The organism is Sphingobacterium rhinopitheci (genome assembly GCF_022627575.1).
Lineage (GTDB): Bacteria > Bacteroidota > Bacteroidia > Sphingobacteriales > Sphingobacteriaceae > Sphingobacterium > Sphingobacterium rhinopitheci.
The window spans coordinates 402,894-420,356 of the sequence record NZ_JADEYQ010000002.1; the positions used below are offsets into that span (position 1 = coordinate 402,894).

Below are 17,463 nucleotides of genomic sequence, written 5' to 3' on the forward strand. Positions count from 1 at the left end.
TTTTAAATTAAGTCTTGACATAAGTCAACAAAAGTCTTACTTTTGTAACACAAGACAAGCGAAAGTAGCTCAGTTGGTAGAGCACAACCTTGCCAAGGTTGGGGTCGCGAGTTCGAATCTCGTCTTTCGCTCTTATAAAAAGCTTCTCTAAACGAGAAGCTTTTTGTATTTTAGGCTATGCAAATCTTTAAAGCTAAAAGAGATTACAAAACCTTTTTGGACATCTGTCTATACCTATCCCCTGCTATCCTCATTATCTTTGTGGTATCCTATGTGCGGCAGCAACCCATGTTAGAGGCCTTATATGCCAGCTTATGTACAATAGGGCTTTGCTTAGGATTGATATCTATCTTCTATTTCACGACTCGATATACAGTTGATGACTCGTATCTACACTATAGATCAGGTTTTATTTTTGGAAAGGTAGAAATAGCAAAAATTCATAAAATAGAACTTTATAAAACCTTATATGTGGGTATGAGACCAGCTACGAGTAAAAATGGAATTATCATCTATTATAATAAATATGATGAGATTTACATCAGCCCCGAGGACAATGAAGAGTTTGCGGCAGCCCTTAGCATTATAAATCCAAGTATAGAAGTAATTAACCCAAAGTCAAAAAAAGGCTAAACCAACCAAAGGATTGAGAAACCATTAATTGCTGATAACATTAATATACCACCATCATGAAATACGCTATTACAATTTTATTATTTATATATACTTTAACATTAGCCAATGCGCAAAGCCATAATATCAGTAGAAAGTATTATAAAAAGGATAATAAAGAGACAAAAGATTCGACACAAGCATACTACTATAGAGAACTAAGGAATAACACTACACTCATAGATCCAGTACTTGTCTTAGAAAAATACAGCTTGAACAACAAAACAAAGCTATTAGGCACCTATAATAATAGTATAGAAAAGAAATTTGTAGGCCAAAAATTGCAGGGCTATGAAAATGGAAAAATAAAAGCCCAAGAAAAATACTCTTTTGATGGTGTAAAGATTGATACAGCTTTATATTATCACCCCAATGGCAAATTAAAAATCGCCTACGAATATCTACATACTATCGAGAACGAAAAAACAATTGTTACAGACACATTAATTTTACTTTTCAAAGATTCTTTGGGCAACAACCACCTTGTCAATGGAGAAGGGTATGCGGAGCTATACATAGAGGATAATTCAGCAAATATTAAGCCTACAGAAATAGAAAAAGGGCATTTCAAGAACCATAAACGTACAGGAGAATGGACAGGAACATTTTTGGGCGGCAAATACACCTTTGCAGAGCAATATAATGGTGGCCAATTATTATCTGGAATTAGCACAGATTCATTGCATAATAAAACGTCATATGACCAAACTACTTTTATGGTGCAGCCTAGTTATCCTAAAGGAATACAAGAGTTCAGAAGATATATCGCCCACAATTATCAATATCCTAAAGAAGCAATACAAGCAAAAATAAAAGGTCAGGTACGGCTGTCATTTGTCGTGGAAAAGGACGGTTCATTATCACATATAAAAGTCGAGAATGACTTAGGATACGGAACAGGAACAGAAGGTGTAAATGTTATTGGAAGATCAAAAAAATGGATACCTGGACTAAAAAGAGGTATTCCTGTACGGGTATCTTATGTTATGCCTATTAACCTAGATCTATCGAACTAAATTAAGAACAAAAAATCGGTCTAGAAATTTCTCCCCAGACCGATTTATATAGAAACTAAACTACAATATAATATTAATTGCGTTCTAGACCTTTAGCTACTAAATCTTCTACATATGTCCTAACAGCAGCATTATTGAAGCGTGAAGTGACATCATATGCAAATGCATGTACCAATAGAATACGCGCAGACTCTTCACCAATACCCCTAGCTCTTAAGTAGAATAATGCTTCCTCATCAAACTGCCCCATAGTACAACCATGAGAACATTTTACATCATCAGCAAATATCTCTAATTGCGGCTTTGTATATACCGTGGCTTTATCACCGATCAACATATTGTTATTCTGTTGAAAGGCATTTGTTTTTTGTGCATCCTCACGAACGAATATCTTACCGTTAAATACGGCAGTAGATTCATCTTGAGGGATATTTTTGTACCATTCGTATGATTCACAATGTGGCTTCAAGTGATCTACAATCGTATGGTTATCTACCAATTGCTTATCGGCTAATAAATTGATACCGTAAAGGTGTGATTCAACGTTTTCAGCATCCAAACGTACATTGATATTATTACGTACGAAAGTCGCTCCAGGGAAAGTACAATTATAATTATTATATAAACTGTATTTCGCTTGATATACTTCCGTATGGTTGATATAGTTACTTACAGCATCCGCCACTTGCAGGTAATAGTGTTGAATCTTAGCATTCTCATCTACTACAATTTCAGTCACCTTATTGTGTAAATTTTTGGCTGTATTATCCAATGTGATAAAAGATTCTACGATCTCAACTTCAGCATTAGCTTCTACAACAAAAAGATTTCTTGTTTGGGCGAAGAACTCTTGTCCCCCCGTTGCTACATGCACAATATGTATAGGCTTAGAAATAACTTTATTCTTTGCTACTGATAGATAGATACCAGAAGTATATAAAGCGGTATTCAATGCTACTAATACATTATCTGTTTTGTCAGCGTACTGTGCAAAATGTTTTTCAAAATTAGCTTCATCTACAGCCTCTTCGATAGACTTAATTGTCAATCCAACTTCATCTTCCAAAGAAGAGAATGCCACTACATATTGACCATTGATCAATACAATACGATGTGCATCCAAATCAGGAATATCAGCTTTACTTAAATCCAAATTTGCAACATCAACATCCTCATTCAACAAGTAAGTCTTGTTTACTAAAGGTTGGATGTTTGTATATTTCCATTCTTCATTCTTAACTGTTGGAAATCCCTCTTTTTCAAATTTTACGAAAGCTGCTTTGCGCAATTCTTTCAATGAAGAAGGTTCATTCGTTGACTCTAACTCTTGGAAAGTAGAAGTCAATTGCTCGAATAAAGAGTTTGCTACTAATGTACTCATGTTATTTGTTATCAATGCGCTTATTACCTTAATATATTATCGACTCTTGACCGATTAGGCATCTTGCGTATCTAAGTCTTTTAACCAATCATAACCTTTTTCCTCTAACTCTAAAGCTAGTTCCTTAGTTCCACTTTTTACAATACGACCATTATATAATACGTGAACAAAATCAGGCACGATGTAATCCAATAAACGTTGGTAGTGTGTGATCACAATAAATGCATTGTCTTTAGAGCGTAATTGGTTTACACCATTTGCAACAATACGTAATGCATCAATATCAAGACCTGAATCTGTCTCATCCAAAATAGATAATTTAGGATTCAACATCGCCAATTGGAATACTTCGTTACGTTTCTTTTCCCCACCAGAGAAACCTTCATTTAATGAGCGGTTAGCTAAATTAGCAGAGAACTCTACTAATTTTTGTTTTTCTTTAACGGTAGCTAAGAATTCTTTGGCTTCCATAGGAGGAAGACCTTTATATTCACGAATATCATTGACAGCAGTTCGTAAGAAGTTGATGTTAGATACTCCGGGAATCTCAACAGGATATTGAAAAGCTAAGAATAGACCTTCACGCGCACGATCTTCAGGAGATAAATCCAATAGATCTACACCATCCAATATTGCTTCACCGCCATTCACTTCATAAGAATCGCGACCTGCTAATACGTTACCTAAAGTACTTTTACCAGCACCATTAGGTCCCATAATCGCGTGAACTTCACCTGCTTTTACTTCTAAATTTAATCCTTTTAATATTTGTTTGTCTTCAACAGACGCTTGCAAATTCTTTATTGATAACATTTCTTTTTAGTATTGCGTATTGAGATATAAGTACAACGATATTTCGCGACTCATATTTTCATATCCTATATTTTATTAACCTACGGAACCTTCTAATGATATTGCTAATAGTTTCTGTGCTTCTACAGCAAATTCCATTGGCAATTGGTTCAACACTTCTTTGGCATAGCCATTAACAATCAAACCTACAGCTTTCTCGGAGTCAATACCACGTTGATTTAAGTAGAAAACTTGATCTTCACCGATCTTAGAAGTTGTAGCTTCGTGTTCTAACTTAGCAGTTTTATTTTTGTTCTCTATATACGGGAATGTATGTGCACCACAACGATCACCAATCAATAAAGAATCACACTGGGTAAAGTTACGTGCGTTGTCCGCTTTAGGGCCAATTTTCACTAATCCTCTATAACTATTGTGGCTATTTCCAGCAGATATACCTTTAGAAACGATTTTTGATTTTGTATTTTTCCCTAAGTGAATCATCTTAGTACCTGTATCCGCCAATTGCTTGTTACGTGTCATAGCTACAGAATAGAATTCACCGACAGAATTGTCCCCCATCAAGATGACACCAGGATATTTCCATGTAATAGCAGAACCTGTTTCTACTTGTGTCCAAGAGATTTTAGAATTATCGCCTTTACAAATACCACGTTTAGTTACAAAGTTGAAGATACCACCTTTACCGTCTTTATCACCAGGGTACCAGTTTTGAACAGTAGAGTATTTTATTTCAGCATCTTTCATGGCAATTAATTCCACTACCGCAGCATGTAATTGATTTTCATCACGCATTGGAGCAGTACATCCCTCTAAGTAAGAAACGTAAGAGCCTTCATCAGCAATAATTAAGGTACGCTCAAATTGACCTGTATTCTGTGCGTTGATACGGAAGTACGTCGACAATTCCATTGGGCAATGTACCCCTTTAGGAATATAAACAAATGAACCATCAGAGAATACAGCCGAATTTAAAGCGGCATAAATATTATCTGTTTGCGGCACTACAGTTCCTAAATATTTTTTTATCAAATCTGGATGCTCTTGCACAGCTTCTCCAAAAGAACAAAAGATTACCCCTTTTTCTTTTAATTTTTCGCGAAATGTTGTTTTCACTGAGACCGAGTCAAACACAGCATCAACAGCCACTACACCTGCTAATATTTTTTGTTCATCCAGCGGAATACCCAATTTGGCGAAAGTAGCCAATAACTCAGGATCCACTTCGTCCATACTTTCCAATAGTTTTTTAGGCTTTGGTGCAGCATAATACGATAGCTCTTGAAAATCTACTTCAGGATAGTCAAAATTTTGCCATTTAGGCATATCCATAGAAAGGAAGTGACGGAAAGCCTTAAGCCTCCATTCTAACAACCATTCTGGTTCATTTTTCTTAGATGATATAAGGCGAACAGTATCTTCATTCAATCCTTTGGGCGCAATATCCATCTCAATATCGGTTGTAAAACCGTATTTATATTCTTCTTGCTCCAGCTCTTTCAGTAATTCGTCGTCTTTGGTACTCATATTTCATACTTCCTCTTTTAGAAGTCAGGCTTTTATACATGACCTTGGGAGGACTACAAAGTTACGATATAAATACCATTTTTTGACCGATTAAAGGGATAAAATCTTATTTTTTGTGATAAACATCACTTTAAAACATGTTAAATGCACTTTTAAAAAGCATTTATGACAAAAAAATGATTTCGCATAGCTATACGCTATAATTAATCAAAATTGATATCGTCAAAAACTATAACGTAATTTCTGTTTTATACCTAAGAGGCGCTTAGTTATCCTAAAAGACAACAATTCAAGCACAGCTGAATGCTTAATCCATGAGAAGACACCTTTCTATTAAAAAAAATAAAGATGTGCTAAAAACAAGTGGACTACAATAATTAACATGGAATAACAGAATGACCAAATTAAATTTCGTATTATTGTATAATTTAATCTATAATCAGCATTCCTTATGTCGCATCAATTGGATAAACTCGATTTAAAAATATTACGTCTTTTACAGGAAAATGGTCGTATAACCAACCTACAGTTAGCCACAAACATTGGACTATCTCCTGCCCCAACGCTAGAGCGCGTTCGTAAATTAGAGAATTCAGGATTTATTAAAAGCTATCACGCCTTTGTGGATGAGGAGAAGTTGGGCTTAGGCATAAAATCTTTTATTCAAATATCGTTGGATTTTCACACGCACAATGCTATCCCTGAATTTGTAGAAGCTGTAAAAGCTATCCCTGAGGTTACAGAATGTCACCATGTTACGGGAAACTGTGACTTTATGTTGAAAGTATATGTCAAAGATATCAAGGCTTACGAAGCTGTAATAATGGAGAAAATATCAAAGATCCCATTCGTTAAAACCTTCCAAACGATGATGATCATGTCTACTTCAAAAAAAGAGCCTATTGTACCATTAGAGTATTAATCTAACGAATTAAAGAAACCAATTTTAATGGAACATAATAGTAAAGATTTTGCAATTATATTGACATGGCCTGACGCCACCATACGTGGAGATGAAAGATGGATGATGTTTTTTAAAAAAATTGGCTTAGTTAAAAATTTAAATTTCAAAGTTGGGCATACCGGCATAATCATAATAAATCATAAAAACGGTGAGATGCTATTTTATGATTTCGGCCGGTATATCACACCTCGCGGATATGGCAGAGCACGCTCCTCTCAATCTGACCCTTTAATCCACATAGATTTAAAGGCAAAGATTATAGATAATAAAATAAGCAATATTGCAGAAATAGTAGATTATCTAGAAATATTAAAACCTGCAATGTATGGAGAAGGTAAATTATACTTTTCTATAGTGGACAGGATAGACTTCAAATTAGCAAAAGCCTATGGAGACCAATGTGTACTTGAAGGAACATATCCGTATGGTGCTATAGCAAAGAATAATAATAATTGTTCCCGTTTTATCACCAGAATGTTGATGAAATCATCACCCATTTATCACTTTTGGCATCCCATAAACTTCCCTGAAACAATTAAAGCTAGCCCGATAAGCAACTTAGTAAATACAGCACCCAATCGTATGATCTATTCATACGATCCCAAAGAAGGAATAAAACATTTCCGGATGAATAGGTTTCAATCATTATGGTTTTTAGTTAAACAACTAGGCGACAATGTATATCAAAAAAGAGCGGACCTATTACCTCCGGACCAATTAATCGGTGCTATGAAATATCGACACAAACCTACCTCCGTGCCAAAAAACGCAACATATCTAGGTGGTGTAGGTGATGGCGCATGGTATGATATCGAGCGCAGGAATGATGAACGAAGATTTACTATTAAACGTATGTCAAGCACAGGTGAAGTAGAGTATACTGTTATCGGTGAATCAGAAATACCAATTCCTGCTATGCAAACCTTCAAAATAACTTATGACAGTCATCGTTTGTTCACACATATCTTAGTTAACGGCAAAAAAATCCGAATCAATCATATTAAAAATGATGATGCAGACAATAAGCACATAACAGTCGGTAAAGAGCAAGAATATGCTTAAACTAATTTCCAGTCTATAGGATTCTTGCCTCTACTTACTAAATAAGTATTGGCTTGAGAAAATGGTTTTGAGCCCCAAAAACCTCTATAAACAGACAATGGTGATGGATGTGCAGATTCTATTACTAAATGCTTGTTAGTATTGATAAGATTTCTTTTCTTTTGCGCATAGGAGCCCCACAGAATAAAAACAACACCTTCTAGATCTGCATCAATTTTACGAATAAGCTGATCCGTGAATTGCTCCCAACCTTTCTTTTGATGAGAACCCGCCTCATGTGCACGAACCGTAAATATTGTGTTCAATAATAACACCCCTTGCTGTGCCCAATAAGTCAAGTCCCCACTTTTTGGCGTTTTGAAGCCTTCAACATCTGAGGCTAATTCTGTAAATATATTTTTTAAAGAAGGTGGTATTTTGACCCCGTTAGGTACAGAAAAAGATAATCCATGAGCCTGTCCTATATTATGATACGGATCTTGACCCAATATCACGACCTTAATATCGGAAAATGCAGTAAGCTTCATGGCATTAAATACCAGATCTTCCGAAGGATAAACAGTAAAACAACGGCGTTCATTTTCAATAAACACTTGTAAATCTCTCCAATATTTTTCTTTAAATAAAGGCTCTAATACAGAATCCCAGCTATAATCGTACAACTTCTCCATAATCAAAAGTACAATTTTACAATTTTATCATACAACAAGTTGTATAACTTCTTAAATTAATGGATATTTGTACCTAATAAGATTTAGAAGAGATGTCAAATTTAGTTCGTATAATAATCAGTAGTCTTTTACTTATCGGAACCGTTGTGTTGTTCTGGTTTGGTCACTGGGGTTGGGGAATTTTGGGTATTTTTATTACCATATTAGCCTGGGTAACGGTATTTTTTAATGAAAATATGCTTATCGCACAATGGTATTTCCGCAAACAGAATATCCCTGCTGCAGAAAAATGGTTAGGCAATATTAAAAACTATGAAAACCAACTTATTGTAGCACAACATGGATACTACCACCTTTTATTAGGATTGATAGAGTCGCAACGTTCTCCAATGCAATCGGAAAAATTCTTTAAAAAAGCATTGGCACTAGGCTTACATATGGAGCATAATGTGGCGATGGCAAAATTAAGCCTTGCTGGCGTAATGATGGCTAAGCGTAATAAACGTGAAGCAGAAAAATATTTGCAAGAAGCAAAACGTGCTGATAAAAATAAATTATTGGCTGATCAAATCAAAATGATGAAAGATCAAATGGCAATGATGGACAAACAGCAATTTAGATATTCAAGATAAAACGAAAGGCATCCCAAAATGGATGCCTTTTTTATTTACATTAAATACAGTTTTATATAAAATCTAAATGTTCATTATCCTTTTCAAATAATGATTCAAGACCATTTTTATGCACTGGTAAAGATGTCTTCTACCATTTACCAAAATCCTCAACACATAATAACAGTATAAAAAGTACCCCACTACATAGGATCATAATACCGTTAATTTATTCGTTAATCTTAGGATAATCAACATTCATTCCATAAAAAACAAACAGCATAACTCGACAAGCAACTCCTTATTGATGGATATAGATTTTAGTTATAATCTATATAATCTCGCTGTAAAAAGACTATTCATCCCCGTAATCCCCAAGAGTGACAAAAGAGAAATTTGGATTTTATAATAAGATATGTACTAATTAAACAATAAACAGAGTACATAAAAAAAGGTACCCAATTTGATTGAATACCTTATATAATATACTAAAAATTGAATCCTTTATAATAAACTAATTATGCAGTCGGGATAAACTCCTATCAAAATCGTTAAAACTGCCGTAAATACCATTACAATTTTAAAGTTCAGCGGGAATACAATCTCAGCAGTATCAGGTTCCTCATTTTTGAAATACATATGTACAACAACTCTCAAATAATAGAAAATACCAATCGCAGCATTTGCTACAGCCAATAAGAGCAAAATTATATGATAATCCTGCATAGCAGTACTAAACATCATAAACTTTCCTATAAAACCTGCAGTCAAGGGAATACCAGCTAATGACAACATAGATACAGTAATAATAAATGCCAATAACGGACTGCGCTTACCTAATCCATTGAACGCAAAATACTGTTCAGATCCTTCGGATTTTTTTACTAATATCAATCCTGCAAACGCAGCAACAGACGCTAAAGAATAAGCCGTAGCATACGTCAGAATACCAGCGCTTGAAGAGGAACCAACAGCTACAATTGCAAATAGCATATATCCTGCATGAGATATACTCGAATAAGCCAGCATTCGTTTGAAGCTAGACTGCATCAAAGCTGATATATTACCTACAAATAATGTAATAATAATTATAACCAATAATACAGGTGTCCAAAAGTCATGTAACGGTATGAAGACAAAATAAAATAAGCGTAAAAATGCAGCAAAAGAGGCTACTTTTACGACAGTACTCATATAACTAGTGATCAATATTGGTGCGCCCTCATAAACATCAGGTGTCCAAAAATGAAAAGGTGCAGCACCGACTTTAAAACAGAGACCTACCAAAATCAATAATATACCGCTGTAAAATAGTGGAGATACTGACTGTGGATTAAGAACTAGATAATCCTTTACTCCAGATATATCAAATGTTCCTGTAGCACCATATATCAAGGTAATACCAAATAACAGAAAACCTGTAGAAAAAGCTCCCATTAAGAAATATTTAAGCGCTGCTTCGTTAGAATTATAATCCTTTTTGCGGATTCCAACCAAGATATACAACGCAACGGACATCACTTCAATTCCGATAAAAAGCATAGCGAAATTGTGATATGAGCAGACTAATAATGCTCCTGTCAACGAAAACAGGATCAAACAATAATACTCAGCAACATTATTACTTATACTACTAAAATATTCTTTAGAAAGTAGAAGTATCAACCCTGTTGTAACAATACATAAAATTGAAAATGCCAATGCATAATTGTCAAAGACAACCATTCCATTATAAATAGGTCCATCAATATTATTCCATTTAGAAACCTCAAAGCCTAATGCCAAAAGCAAACCTAGAAGAGTAACCGGTAATAAAGCAGACTTAGCCTTATATAACCCTAAATATAAAACCAATATTCCTAATAGTGATAGCGTAATAATCGCAGCCATAATATCTTCTAAATAATACTTAAAACTTAACCTGTTGTAATAATTGCGCTACTGAAGCTTCAGAAAGCTTCAATAAGCTATTTGGGAATACCCCTAAATAGATAACTAAGCACGAAACAATCACTAAAATGATTAGTTCATATCCTTTTATATCCGTCAATTCAAAATAGCGCGCATCGATAGGTCCTAACATTGTCTTTTGATAAAGTCTCAACATATAGACCGCCCCAAAAATTAACGTTAATCCTGCGAATGCAGCATACCATATCCCTATAGAATATACTCCTTTGAGCAATAAAAATTCTCCAATAAAACCATTGGTAAGCGGTAAACCTATCGCTCCCATTAAAATAATCAAAAAGAAAACAGAAAGCTTTGGCATTTTATCTGCAAAACCACCAAGGTCACTAATATTTCGTGTGCCAGATCTCGTTTCTATACAATCCAATATAAAGAACAGTCCTACTACAGATATACCATGATTGACCATCTGCATCATTGCCCCCTGAAGACCTTCTTGATTCCAGGCAAATATACCGGCAGCAATCAATCCAACATGAGCAATAGACGAGTAAGCAATTACGCGTTTTATATCCCTTTGTTGAAAAGCAATAATAGAAGCATATACTACGCCTATAATACACAATATCAATGCTAAGCATCCATATGTTTGGACACCAAAAGGCGCAATAGGTATTAACCAACGTATCAAACCATATGTTCCCATTTTCAACATTATACCCGCTAACAACATTGTCCCTGCACTAGGGGCATGCGTATAGGTATCTGGTTGCCATGTATGAAACGGAAAAATAGGAATCTTAATCGCAAAGGCAATAAAAAATGCCCAGAAAATCCATCGCTGGGTATTATCAGCTAAATCCAAAGCTGCAAAAGAAGACCAAAGAAAATCTTTATTAGGTGTTTGTTGGTATAAATAGATGATAGCTATCAACATCAATAAAGACCCGAAAAATGTGTAAACAAAGAATTTCATATTGATGCGAGCTCTGTCTCCACTTCCCCAGATTCCACAGATAAAATAAATCGGTATTAGTGCTGCTTCCCAACCAACATAAAAAGAAAAAGCATCCAATGCCATAAATACAAGCAATAATCCTGCTTGCATAAAAGATATCAAGGCATAAAAATTTCCTTTAAATGATTTTCCAAAAGTAGATAATACGATCAACGGTATTAAACCATTTGTCAGTAGCACCAATGGTAAGCTAATACCATCCACACCAATTTGGAAGCTAACACCCAAGGCACTAATCCAATCAAATGATTGTGTAAACTGTATACTTGCATCATGCACAAATTCATATACAAAAGGAACCGTTAGCAGCAATTGTACTATAGATAGTACCAAAGAGCCCCATTTAGCAGTTGTATTAGATTTCACAAATGCTAGTAAAATCGCGCCAATGAGCGGAAGTAACAGCAGTATAAATAGGTTATTCATTGATTATTCAATTACAAAATACTATATATTCAAAAAACCATATAACAAGATAGCAATAACCCCAATTACCATCATAAAAATATAAAAGCCAACATACCCACTTTGCAGTTGACGAATTCCTCTACCCGAACTTTCTATAAACGAACCTACCCCATTTACAAAGCCATCAATCACTGCTCTATCCAAAAATGTATACAATAATCTAGAAAGACCATTCAATGGTTTTACGATCAAGGCATTGTATATCTCATCTATATAAAGCTTGTGGTAAGACAACTTGTGCAATAAACCATGCTGTACTTTATCATCTCCAGGAATACGTTGTTTTTGAACATACTTTATATAAGCGGCAACGGCCATAATAACAGCAGCAACGGCTGATATACCCATCAAAATATATTCAGTACTATGATCCACAAGGGTCGGTTCAACAATAGCATTGCTATAGGTATAAATTGGACTTAAAAAATTAGCTAGCCAATGGCCTCCATGCAAGGCTTCAGGAATATTCAAAGCACCACCTATTGTAGCCAAAATTGCTAATACAATGAGTGGGAATGTCATGTGCCAAGGAGATTCATGTACATGATGTTTTTGATCTTCAGTACCTCTAAATTTTCCATAGAATGTCAAAAATAAAAGCCTAAACATATAAAATGAAGTACATAATGCGGTCAAGAAACCTAATCCCCAGAGTAATGGATTGGAGACAAAAGCAAAAGCCAAGATTTCGTCTTTCGAGAAAAATCCCGACAATGGAGGAATACCAGATATCGCAATAGTACCAATCAGCATCGTTACAAAGGTGATAGGCATTTTACTTTTCAAGCCCCCCATTTTACGCATATCTTGTTCATCACTCATTCCGTGAATTACAGAGCCTGCCCCTAAGAACAATAATGCTTTAAAAAAGGCATGCGTAATGACATGAAAGAATGCACCCGTAAATGCACCTACACCTAAAGCCAAAAACATATAACCAAGCTGTGAAACTGTGGAATAGGCTAATACCTTTTTAATATCGTTTTGCGTCAATGCTATAAATGCAGCCACCAACGCCGTTAGTACACCGATGATAGCAATGATTTGCATGGTAATAGGCGACAAAGTAAACAAGATATTAGAACGTACGATCATATAAATCCCTGCGGTCACCATCGTCGCAGCATGTATCAATGCGGATACCGGAGTAGGCCCAGCCATAGCATCAGGTAGCCAAGTGAATAAAGGTATTTGTGCGGATTTACCCGTCGCTGCCACAAACAGCAACAGTGTTATAAGCAATAGCGTGGTATCTCCAAGAGGCAACGTCGATGCCGATTGAAAAACAGTAGCATATTCCAAAGAACCGAATGCTGCAATAATTGCAAATACAGCGATCAAGAAACCAAGATCACCAATCCTATTCATGACAAAAGCTTTCTTAGCAGCAGATGCATAATTACTATTTTTGTACCAAAATCCAATCAATAGGTAAGAGCACAAGCCTACACCTTCCCAACCAATAAACATGATCAGGTAATTAGATCCTAATACCAACAGCAACATGAAGAAAATAAAGAGATTCAAATAAGCGAAAAACTTACCAAAACCAGTTTCATGAGACATATAACTAATTGAATACAGATGTATCAAGAAACCAATTCCGGTAATTATCAATAGCATTAAAGAACTCAACGGATCTAATAAGAAAGAGAAATTCAATTTAAAATCCCCTACAGCAATCCATTCAAACAATTGGTAGGTAAATACCCCATCTCCACCAGCATCGCGTGCATCCATTACCATTCCAAAAAGTACGCAACTCAACAAAAAAGAAGCTAATACTACACCACTACCTATAATTCCTATTAATGTCTTTGACAAAACCTTTTGTCCTAGTCCATTGATAAGAAATCCAATTAAGGGTATTAAAGGTATCAACCAAATAAGCTCAATCATATTTAGGATCTATTTATATTTTTACCAACGTAATTTACTTAACGACTCAATATCGACAGATTTTGTATTTCTGTATACCATAATTACAATAGCCAAGCCCACAGCCACTTCTGCTGCTGCCAAGGCCATTACAAAAAATACAAACACCTGCCCACTGGCATCTCCACGATAGGCAGAAAATGCGGCTAACAACAAATTGACGGAATTCAACATCAGCTCTATCGACATCATAATGATGATAACATTACGACGGATCAACACCCCTATGACCCCAATTGAAAATATGACACTACAAAAAATCAAATAATGATTTAAAGGTATCCCTTGTAAATTTTGAACAATATTATCCATTTACTTCCTTCGTTTCTTTTTTAGCCAATAAAATCGCTCCAACCATCGCTGTCAACAGTAAAATAGATGACAATTCGAAAGGCAATAAAAACTCATCAAACAATACTTTGCCGAGGTTCTTTACCAAACCAACATCTGTATTGCCTGTTACAAATTCATTATTCGCTTCTATCACATGAAAAGCACCTAATAAAGTTGCTAACAAACACATCCCAGCGATGGCGCCCATAAACTTTATAAGATGGGATTTCATCGGTTCAGTATCTTTATTGAGGTTCAGTAGCATCAATACAAATAAGAATAGCACCATAATAGCACCCATATAAACAATAAAGTTTACGACGGCCAGAAACTGTGCATTTAATAAAATATAATGTATCGTAAAGGTGAAAAATGTAATCACCAAATAGAGTACACTATGTACGGGATTCTTTGTGAAGATGGTCATCAATGCAAAGAATATAGATAAGAAAGCAACAAAATAAAATATACTCATCGGCTTATCCGTTAATTTGGTTTAACTTGGTAATATCAAACTTTGGCTCCACTAACTTGTCTTTGCCATATATAAAATCTTTACGTAAATACTCCGCTGTCACATGTGGTCCATCGAGATAGATCGCCTCTTTGGGGCAAGCTTCTTCACAGATACCACAAAAAATACAACGCAGCATATTGATTTCATAAACCGCAGCATATTTCTCCTCGCGGTACAAGTGTTTTTCCTCTTTTGTACGTTCAGCAGCAGTCATTGTTATTGCTTCGGCAGGGCACGACAAGGCACATAAGCCACAAGCCGTACAACGTTCTCTACCTTCTTCATCTCTTTTTAGCGAATGTTGTCCTCTAAAATTTTTCGAGTACGGCCTTACCTGCTCGGGATATTTCACCGTAGGTATTTTCTTAAAAAAATGTTTTATAGTAATAGATAAACCTTTGGCGATGGCAGGTAAATACATACGCTCCCAAAAATTCATTGGCTTTTGCTCTAATACTTTCTTTCTATTGCTTAATGATTGCATAATAGCTCCTATTGAAAATAAGTATCCTTAACTAATGTTATTACGCCTGTCAATACAATATTGGCAATCGCAAGTGGAATTAATATTTTCCATCCTAAATTCATCAATTGATCATATCTAAAACGTGGTAACGTCCAACGAATCCACATAAAGAAGAAGATAAAACCAAATATTTTTAAGAAAAATACTAATGTCCCGATGATGGTAATCCAGTTTTCGGAAAGACCCAAATCATACATGAAAGGGAAATTGTAACCACCGAAATACAATGCTGCCATCAATGCAGATGAAACGAACATATTAATGTATTCCGAAAACATATATAAGCCCAATTTCATAGATGAATATTCGGTGTGGTATCCACCTATAAGCTCCGTTTCACATTCTGGCAAGTCAAAAGGCACACGATTACATTCGGCAAATGCACAGGTTATAAAGATTAAAAAACCTAAAGGCTGCACCCATATGTTCCAATTCACAAAACCCGATTGCTGCGCGACAATATCTTCCAACTGCAAAGTACCGGTTACCATCAATAAAGCAATTAATGACAAGCCCATTCCTATTTCATAGGAAATACTTTGCGAAGCGGCACGAATAGCTCCCATGAGGGAAAACTTATTGTTTGAAGCCCATCCACCAAGCATGATTCCATATACCCCTAAAGCAATGACACCAAAGATGTACAATACGCCGATATTAATACCTGATGCTACCTGCAAGTTGATCACACGATCTCCTATAGTCAGTTGTTGCCCCCAAGGAATGACAGCCGAACTAATACAAGCGGTCACGATAGCGATAACAGGACCTAGTATAAACAATTGTTTATGTGCACCTGCCGGAATGATTTCTTCCTTGAAGAAGAATTTACCCCCATCACATAAAGGCTGTAATAAGCCGAAAATTCCGGCTCTATCAGGGCCATAACGATCTTGCATAAACCCAGCAATCTTTCGTTCGGCTAACGTAGAATACATCGCTATCACCAAAGTAACGGTGAAAACAATCACTACCAATATTAATTTTTCTAAAATAAAAGCTGCTTCCATCTTGTCTACTATTTCAATCGTTCAGTACGCGCTAACTGCTCCTCATTAGCCAATTGCAATTTGTCATCTTCTTTAATAACTGTAGGCGGGTTGAACTGCGCATACTGATTAACCATGATTACCGAGTCTTCATCCAGCAGGGCAGGAGCCTCTAGAATCCAATCTGCTGTTTTCTTAGTATCAAAACGACAGGTATTGCAGATAAAATCCTCCACTTCGCCAAATTCATCTTTACGCCCCGTCACGCGGAGTACCTCTTCACCCTTGTACCACAGCGTCACTTTGCCGGAGCAACAGGTACATTCACGGTGCGCATTGATAGGCTTAGTAAACCATACCCTACTTTTGAAGCGAAATGTTTTATCGGTCAAGGCCCCTACAGGACATACATCGATGACATTACCTATAAAATCATTATCCAATGCTTTATGGATATAGGTTGATATCTCCGAATGATCCCCTCTATTGAGTATACCATGTTCTCTACTATTGGTCAATTGATTAGCAACATACACACAGCGATAACAAAGAATACAGCGATTCATATGGAGCTGAATCTTGTCACCAATATCTATGCGCTCAAATGTACGTCGCTCAAACTCGTAGCGTGTTCCTTCGGACCCGTGCTCATAGCCCAAATCCTGCAGCTTACATTCACCTGCCTGATCACAAACAGGACAATCTAAAGGATGATTGATCAGGAGCATCTCTACGACGCCTTTTCGTGCTTCTACAACCTCTGGGGAGGTAATATTTTGGACTTCCATACCATCCATTACTGTTGTACGGCAAGAAGCTACCAACTTAGGCATTGGTCGGGGATCCTTTTCAGACCCTTTAGAGACCTTTACTAAACAGGTACGGCACTTCCCTCCTGAGCCTTCCAATTTGGAATAATAACACATCGCCGGCGGCACTATATCACCTCCAATTTGACGTGCGGCATTCAGAATACTGGTTCCAGGGGCTACTTCCACTGGAATACCGTCTATCGTTACTTTAAAATTTACTACTTCCTCAGCCAT

General features: G+C 36.0%; 17 protein-coding genes and 1 tRNA gene. 6 read left to right on the forward strand and 12 right to left on the reverse strand.

Annotation, left to right across the window (positions count from 1 at the left end; all coding sequences use genetic code 11):
- Positions 1 to 58 precede the first annotated feature (58 nt).
- The 3 genes from IP023_RS04365 (at position 59) to IP023_RS04375 (ending at position 1,688) form a co-directional block, all read left to right on the forward strand.
- A tRNA-Gly gene (locus tag IP023_RS04365) sits at positions 59 to 131 on the forward strand.
- Between the two features lie 46 nt (positions 132 to 177).
- Positions 178 to 633 carry a PH domain-containing protein gene (locus IP023_RS04370; protein ID WP_241789030.1) on the forward strand — a complete coding sequence of 152 codons (456 nt, stop codon included), beginning with the start codon at positions 178 to 180 and terminating at the stop codon, positions 631 to 633.
- Positions 634 to 689: 56 nt separating this feature from the next.
- Positions 690 to 1,688 carry an energy transducer TonB gene (locus tag IP023_RS04375; RefSeq protein ID WP_241789031.1) on the forward strand — a complete coding sequence of 333 codons (999 nt, stop codon included), beginning with the start codon at positions 690 to 692 and terminating at the stop codon, positions 1,686 to 1,688.
- A gap of 73 nt (positions 1,689 to 1,761) precedes the next feature.
- On the opposite strand, the gene sufD is transcribed toward IP023_RS04375, so the two are convergent.
- The 3 genes from sufD to sufB form a co-directional block, all read right to left on the reverse strand.
- Positions 1,762 to 3,069, reverse strand: a complete 1,308-nt coding sequence (sufD, locus tag IP023_RS04380; RefSeq protein WP_241789032.1) for a Fe-S cluster assembly protein SufD — start codon at positions 3,067 to 3,069, stop codon at positions 1,762 to 1,764.
- Between the two features lie 54 nt (positions 3,070 to 3,123).
- Complete coding sequence (gene sufC / locus IP023_RS04385) at positions 3,124 to 3,882, reverse strand: Fe-S cluster assembly ATPase SufC (RefSeq protein ID WP_241789033.1); 759 nt, start codon at positions 3,880 to 3,882, stop codon at positions 3,124 to 3,126.
- A 75-nt stretch (positions 3,883 to 3,957) separates the two neighbouring features.
- Positions 3,958 to 5,409 (reverse strand): Fe-S cluster assembly protein SufB, encoded by a 1,452-nt coding sequence (gene sufB, locus IP023_RS04390; RefSeq protein ID WP_241789034.1) that lies wholly within the window; start codon positions 5,407 to 5,409, stop codon positions 3,958 to 3,960.
- A 451-nt stretch (positions 5,410 to 5,860) separates the two neighbouring features.
- On the opposite strand from sufB, the gene IP023_RS04395 reads away from it, so the two are divergent.
- Both IP023_RS04395 and IP023_RS04400 read left to right on the forward strand, forming a co-directional pair.
- Complete coding sequence (locus IP023_RS04395; protein ID WP_241789035.1) at positions 5,861 to 6,331, forward strand: Lrp/AsnC family transcriptional regulator; 471 nt, start codon at positions 5,861 to 5,863, stop codon at positions 6,329 to 6,331.
- Between the two features lie 27 nt (positions 6,332 to 6,358).
- Entirely contained in the window at positions 6,359 to 7,435 is a 1,077-nt protein-coding gene (locus IP023_RS04400; protein ID WP_241789036.1) for a DUF6695 family protein, read from the forward strand.
- Here IP023_RS04400 and ung read toward each other — a convergent pair.
- Positions 7,432 to 8,106 (reverse strand): uracil-DNA glycosylase, encoded by a 675-nt coding sequence (ung, locus tag IP023_RS04405; RefSeq protein WP_241789037.1) that lies wholly within the window; start codon positions 8,104 to 8,106, stop codon positions 7,432 to 7,434. The genes IP023_RS04400 and ung overlap by 4 nt on opposite strands.
- Positions 8,107 to 8,198: 92 nt before the next feature.
- Here ung and IP023_RS04410 point away from each other — a divergent pair, with 92 nt between their 5' ends.
- Entirely contained in the window at positions 8,199 to 8,738 is a 540-nt protein-coding gene (locus IP023_RS04410) for a DUF2892 domain-containing protein (RefSeq protein ID WP_241789038.1), read from the forward strand.
- Positions 8,739 to 9,221: 483 nt separating this feature from the next.
- Here IP023_RS04410 and IP023_RS04415 read toward each other — a convergent pair whose 3' ends face one another.
- Genes IP023_RS04415 through IP023_RS04450 form a run of 8 tightly spaced genes read right to left on the reverse strand, consistent with a single transcriptional unit; the run spans position 9,222 to position 17,463 of the window.
- Positions 9,222 to 10,607: an NADH-quinone oxidoreductase subunit N gene (locus IP023_RS04415; protein ID WP_241789039.1), complete on the reverse strand. Its 1,386-nt coding sequence runs from the start codon at positions 10,605 to 10,607 to the stop codon at positions 9,222 to 9,224.
- A gap of 19 nt (positions 10,608 to 10,626) precedes the next feature.
- A complete protein-coding gene (locus IP023_RS04420) occupies positions 10,627 to 12,072 on the reverse strand; it encodes a complex I subunit 4 family protein (RefSeq protein ID WP_241789040.1) in 1,446 nt (481 codons plus the stop codon).
- 21 nt (positions 12,073 to 12,093) lie between these two features.
- Entirely contained in the window at positions 12,094 to 14,013 is a 1,920-nt protein-coding gene (nuoL, locus tag IP023_RS04425; RefSeq protein ID WP_241789041.1) for an NADH-quinone oxidoreductase subunit L, read from the reverse strand.
- Positions 14,014 to 14,034: 21 nt separating this feature from the next.
- Positions 14,035 to 14,364, reverse strand: a complete 330-nt coding sequence (nuoK, locus tag IP023_RS04430) for an NADH-quinone oxidoreductase subunit NuoK (protein ID WP_241789042.1) — start codon at positions 14,362 to 14,364, stop codon at positions 14,035 to 14,037.
- Positions 14,357 to 14,860, reverse strand: coding sequence for an NADH-quinone oxidoreductase subunit J family protein (locus IP023_RS04435; RefSeq protein WP_241789043.1), 504 nt, complete (start codon positions 14,858 to 14,860; stop codon positions 14,357 to 14,359). The genes nuoK and IP023_RS04435 overlap by 8 nt, the downstream gene beginning before the upstream one ends.
- A 4-nt stretch (positions 14,861 to 14,864) precedes the next feature.
- Positions 14,865 to 15,386: a NuoI/complex I 23 kDa subunit family protein gene (locus tag IP023_RS04440; protein ID WP_241789044.1), complete on the reverse strand. Its 522-nt coding sequence runs from the start codon at positions 15,384 to 15,386 to the stop codon at positions 14,865 to 14,867.
- Positions 15,387 to 15,394: 8 nt separating this feature from the next.
- Positions 15,395 to 16,438, reverse strand: a complete 1,044-nt coding sequence (gene nuoH, locus IP023_RS04445) for an NADH-quinone oxidoreductase subunit NuoH (protein ID WP_241789045.1) — start codon at positions 16,436 to 16,438, stop codon at positions 15,395 to 15,397.
- Between the two features lie 8 nt (positions 16,439 to 16,446).
- Positions 16,447 to 17,463 carry a 2Fe-2S iron-sulfur cluster-binding protein gene (locus IP023_RS04450; RefSeq protein ID WP_241789046.1) on the reverse strand — a complete coding sequence of 339 codons (1,017 nt, stop codon included), beginning with the start codon at positions 17,461 to 17,463 and terminating at the stop codon, positions 16,447 to 16,449.

What these genes read in the sequence shown, in the direction of transcription:
- IP023_RS04370 (WP_241789030.1), top strand. Translation starts at nt 178, where the DNA reads ATGCAAATCTTTAAAGCTAAAAGAGATTACAAAACCTTTTTGGACATC.
- IP023_RS04375 (WP_241789031.1), top strand. Translation starts at nt 690, where the DNA reads ATGAAATACGCTATTACAATTTTATTATTTATATATACTTTAACATTA.
- sufD (WP_241789032.1), bottom strand. Translation starts at nt 3,069, where the DNA reads ATGAGTACATTAGTAGCAAACTCTTTATTCGAGCAATTGACTTCTACT.
- sufC (WP_241789033.1), bottom strand. Translation starts at nt 3,882, where the DNA reads ATGTTATCAATAAAGAATTTGCAAGCGTCTGTTGAAGACAAACAAATA.
- sufB (WP_241789034.1), bottom strand. Translation starts at nt 5,409, where the DNA reads ATGAGTACCAAAGACGACGAATTACTGAAAGAGCTGGAGCAAGAAGAA.
- IP023_RS04395 (WP_241789035.1), top strand. Translation starts at nt 5,861, where the DNA reads ATGTCGCATCAATTGGATAAACTCGATTTAAAAATATTACGTCTTTTA.
- IP023_RS04400 (WP_241789036.1), top strand. Translation starts at nt 6,359, where the DNA reads ATGGAACATAATAGTAAAGATTTTGCAATTATATTGACATGGCCTGAC.
- ung (WP_241789037.1), bottom strand. Translation starts at nt 8,106, where the DNA reads ATGGAGAAGTTGTACGATTATAGCTGGGATTCTGTATTAGAGCCTTTA.
- IP023_RS04410 (WP_241789038.1), top strand. Translation starts at nt 8,199, where the DNA reads ATGTCAAATTTAGTTCGTATAATAATCAGTAGTCTTTTACTTATCGGA.
- IP023_RS04415 (WP_241789039.1), bottom strand. Translation starts at nt 10,607, where the DNA reads ATGGCTGCGATTATTACGCTATCACTATTAGGAATATTGGTTTTATAT.
- IP023_RS04420 (WP_241789040.1), bottom strand. Translation starts at nt 12,072, where the DNA reads ATGAATAACCTATTTATACTGCTGTTACTTCCGCTCATTGGCGCGATT.
- nuoL (WP_241789041.1), bottom strand. Translation starts at nt 14,013, where the DNA reads ATGATTGAGCTTATTTGGTTGATACCTTTAATACCCTTAATTGGATTT.
- nuoK (WP_241789042.1), bottom strand. Translation starts at nt 14,364, where the DNA reads ATGGATAATATTGTTCAAAATTTACAAGGGATACCTTTAAATCATTAT.
- IP023_RS04435 (WP_241789043.1), bottom strand. Translation starts at nt 14,860, where the DNA reads ATGAGTATATTTTATTTTGTTGCTTTCTTATCTATATTCTTTGCATTG.
- IP023_RS04440 (WP_241789044.1), bottom strand. Translation starts at nt 15,386, where the DNA reads ATGCAATCATTAAGCAATAGAAAGAAAGTATTAGAGCAAAAGCCAATG.
- nuoH (WP_241789045.1), bottom strand. Translation starts at nt 16,438, where the DNA reads ATGGAAGCAGCTTTTATTTTAGAAAAATTAATATTGGTAGTGATTGTT.
- IP023_RS04450 (WP_241789046.1), bottom strand. Translation starts at nt 17,463, where the DNA reads ATGGCTGAGGAAGTAGTAAATTTTAAAGTAACGATAGACGGTATTCCA.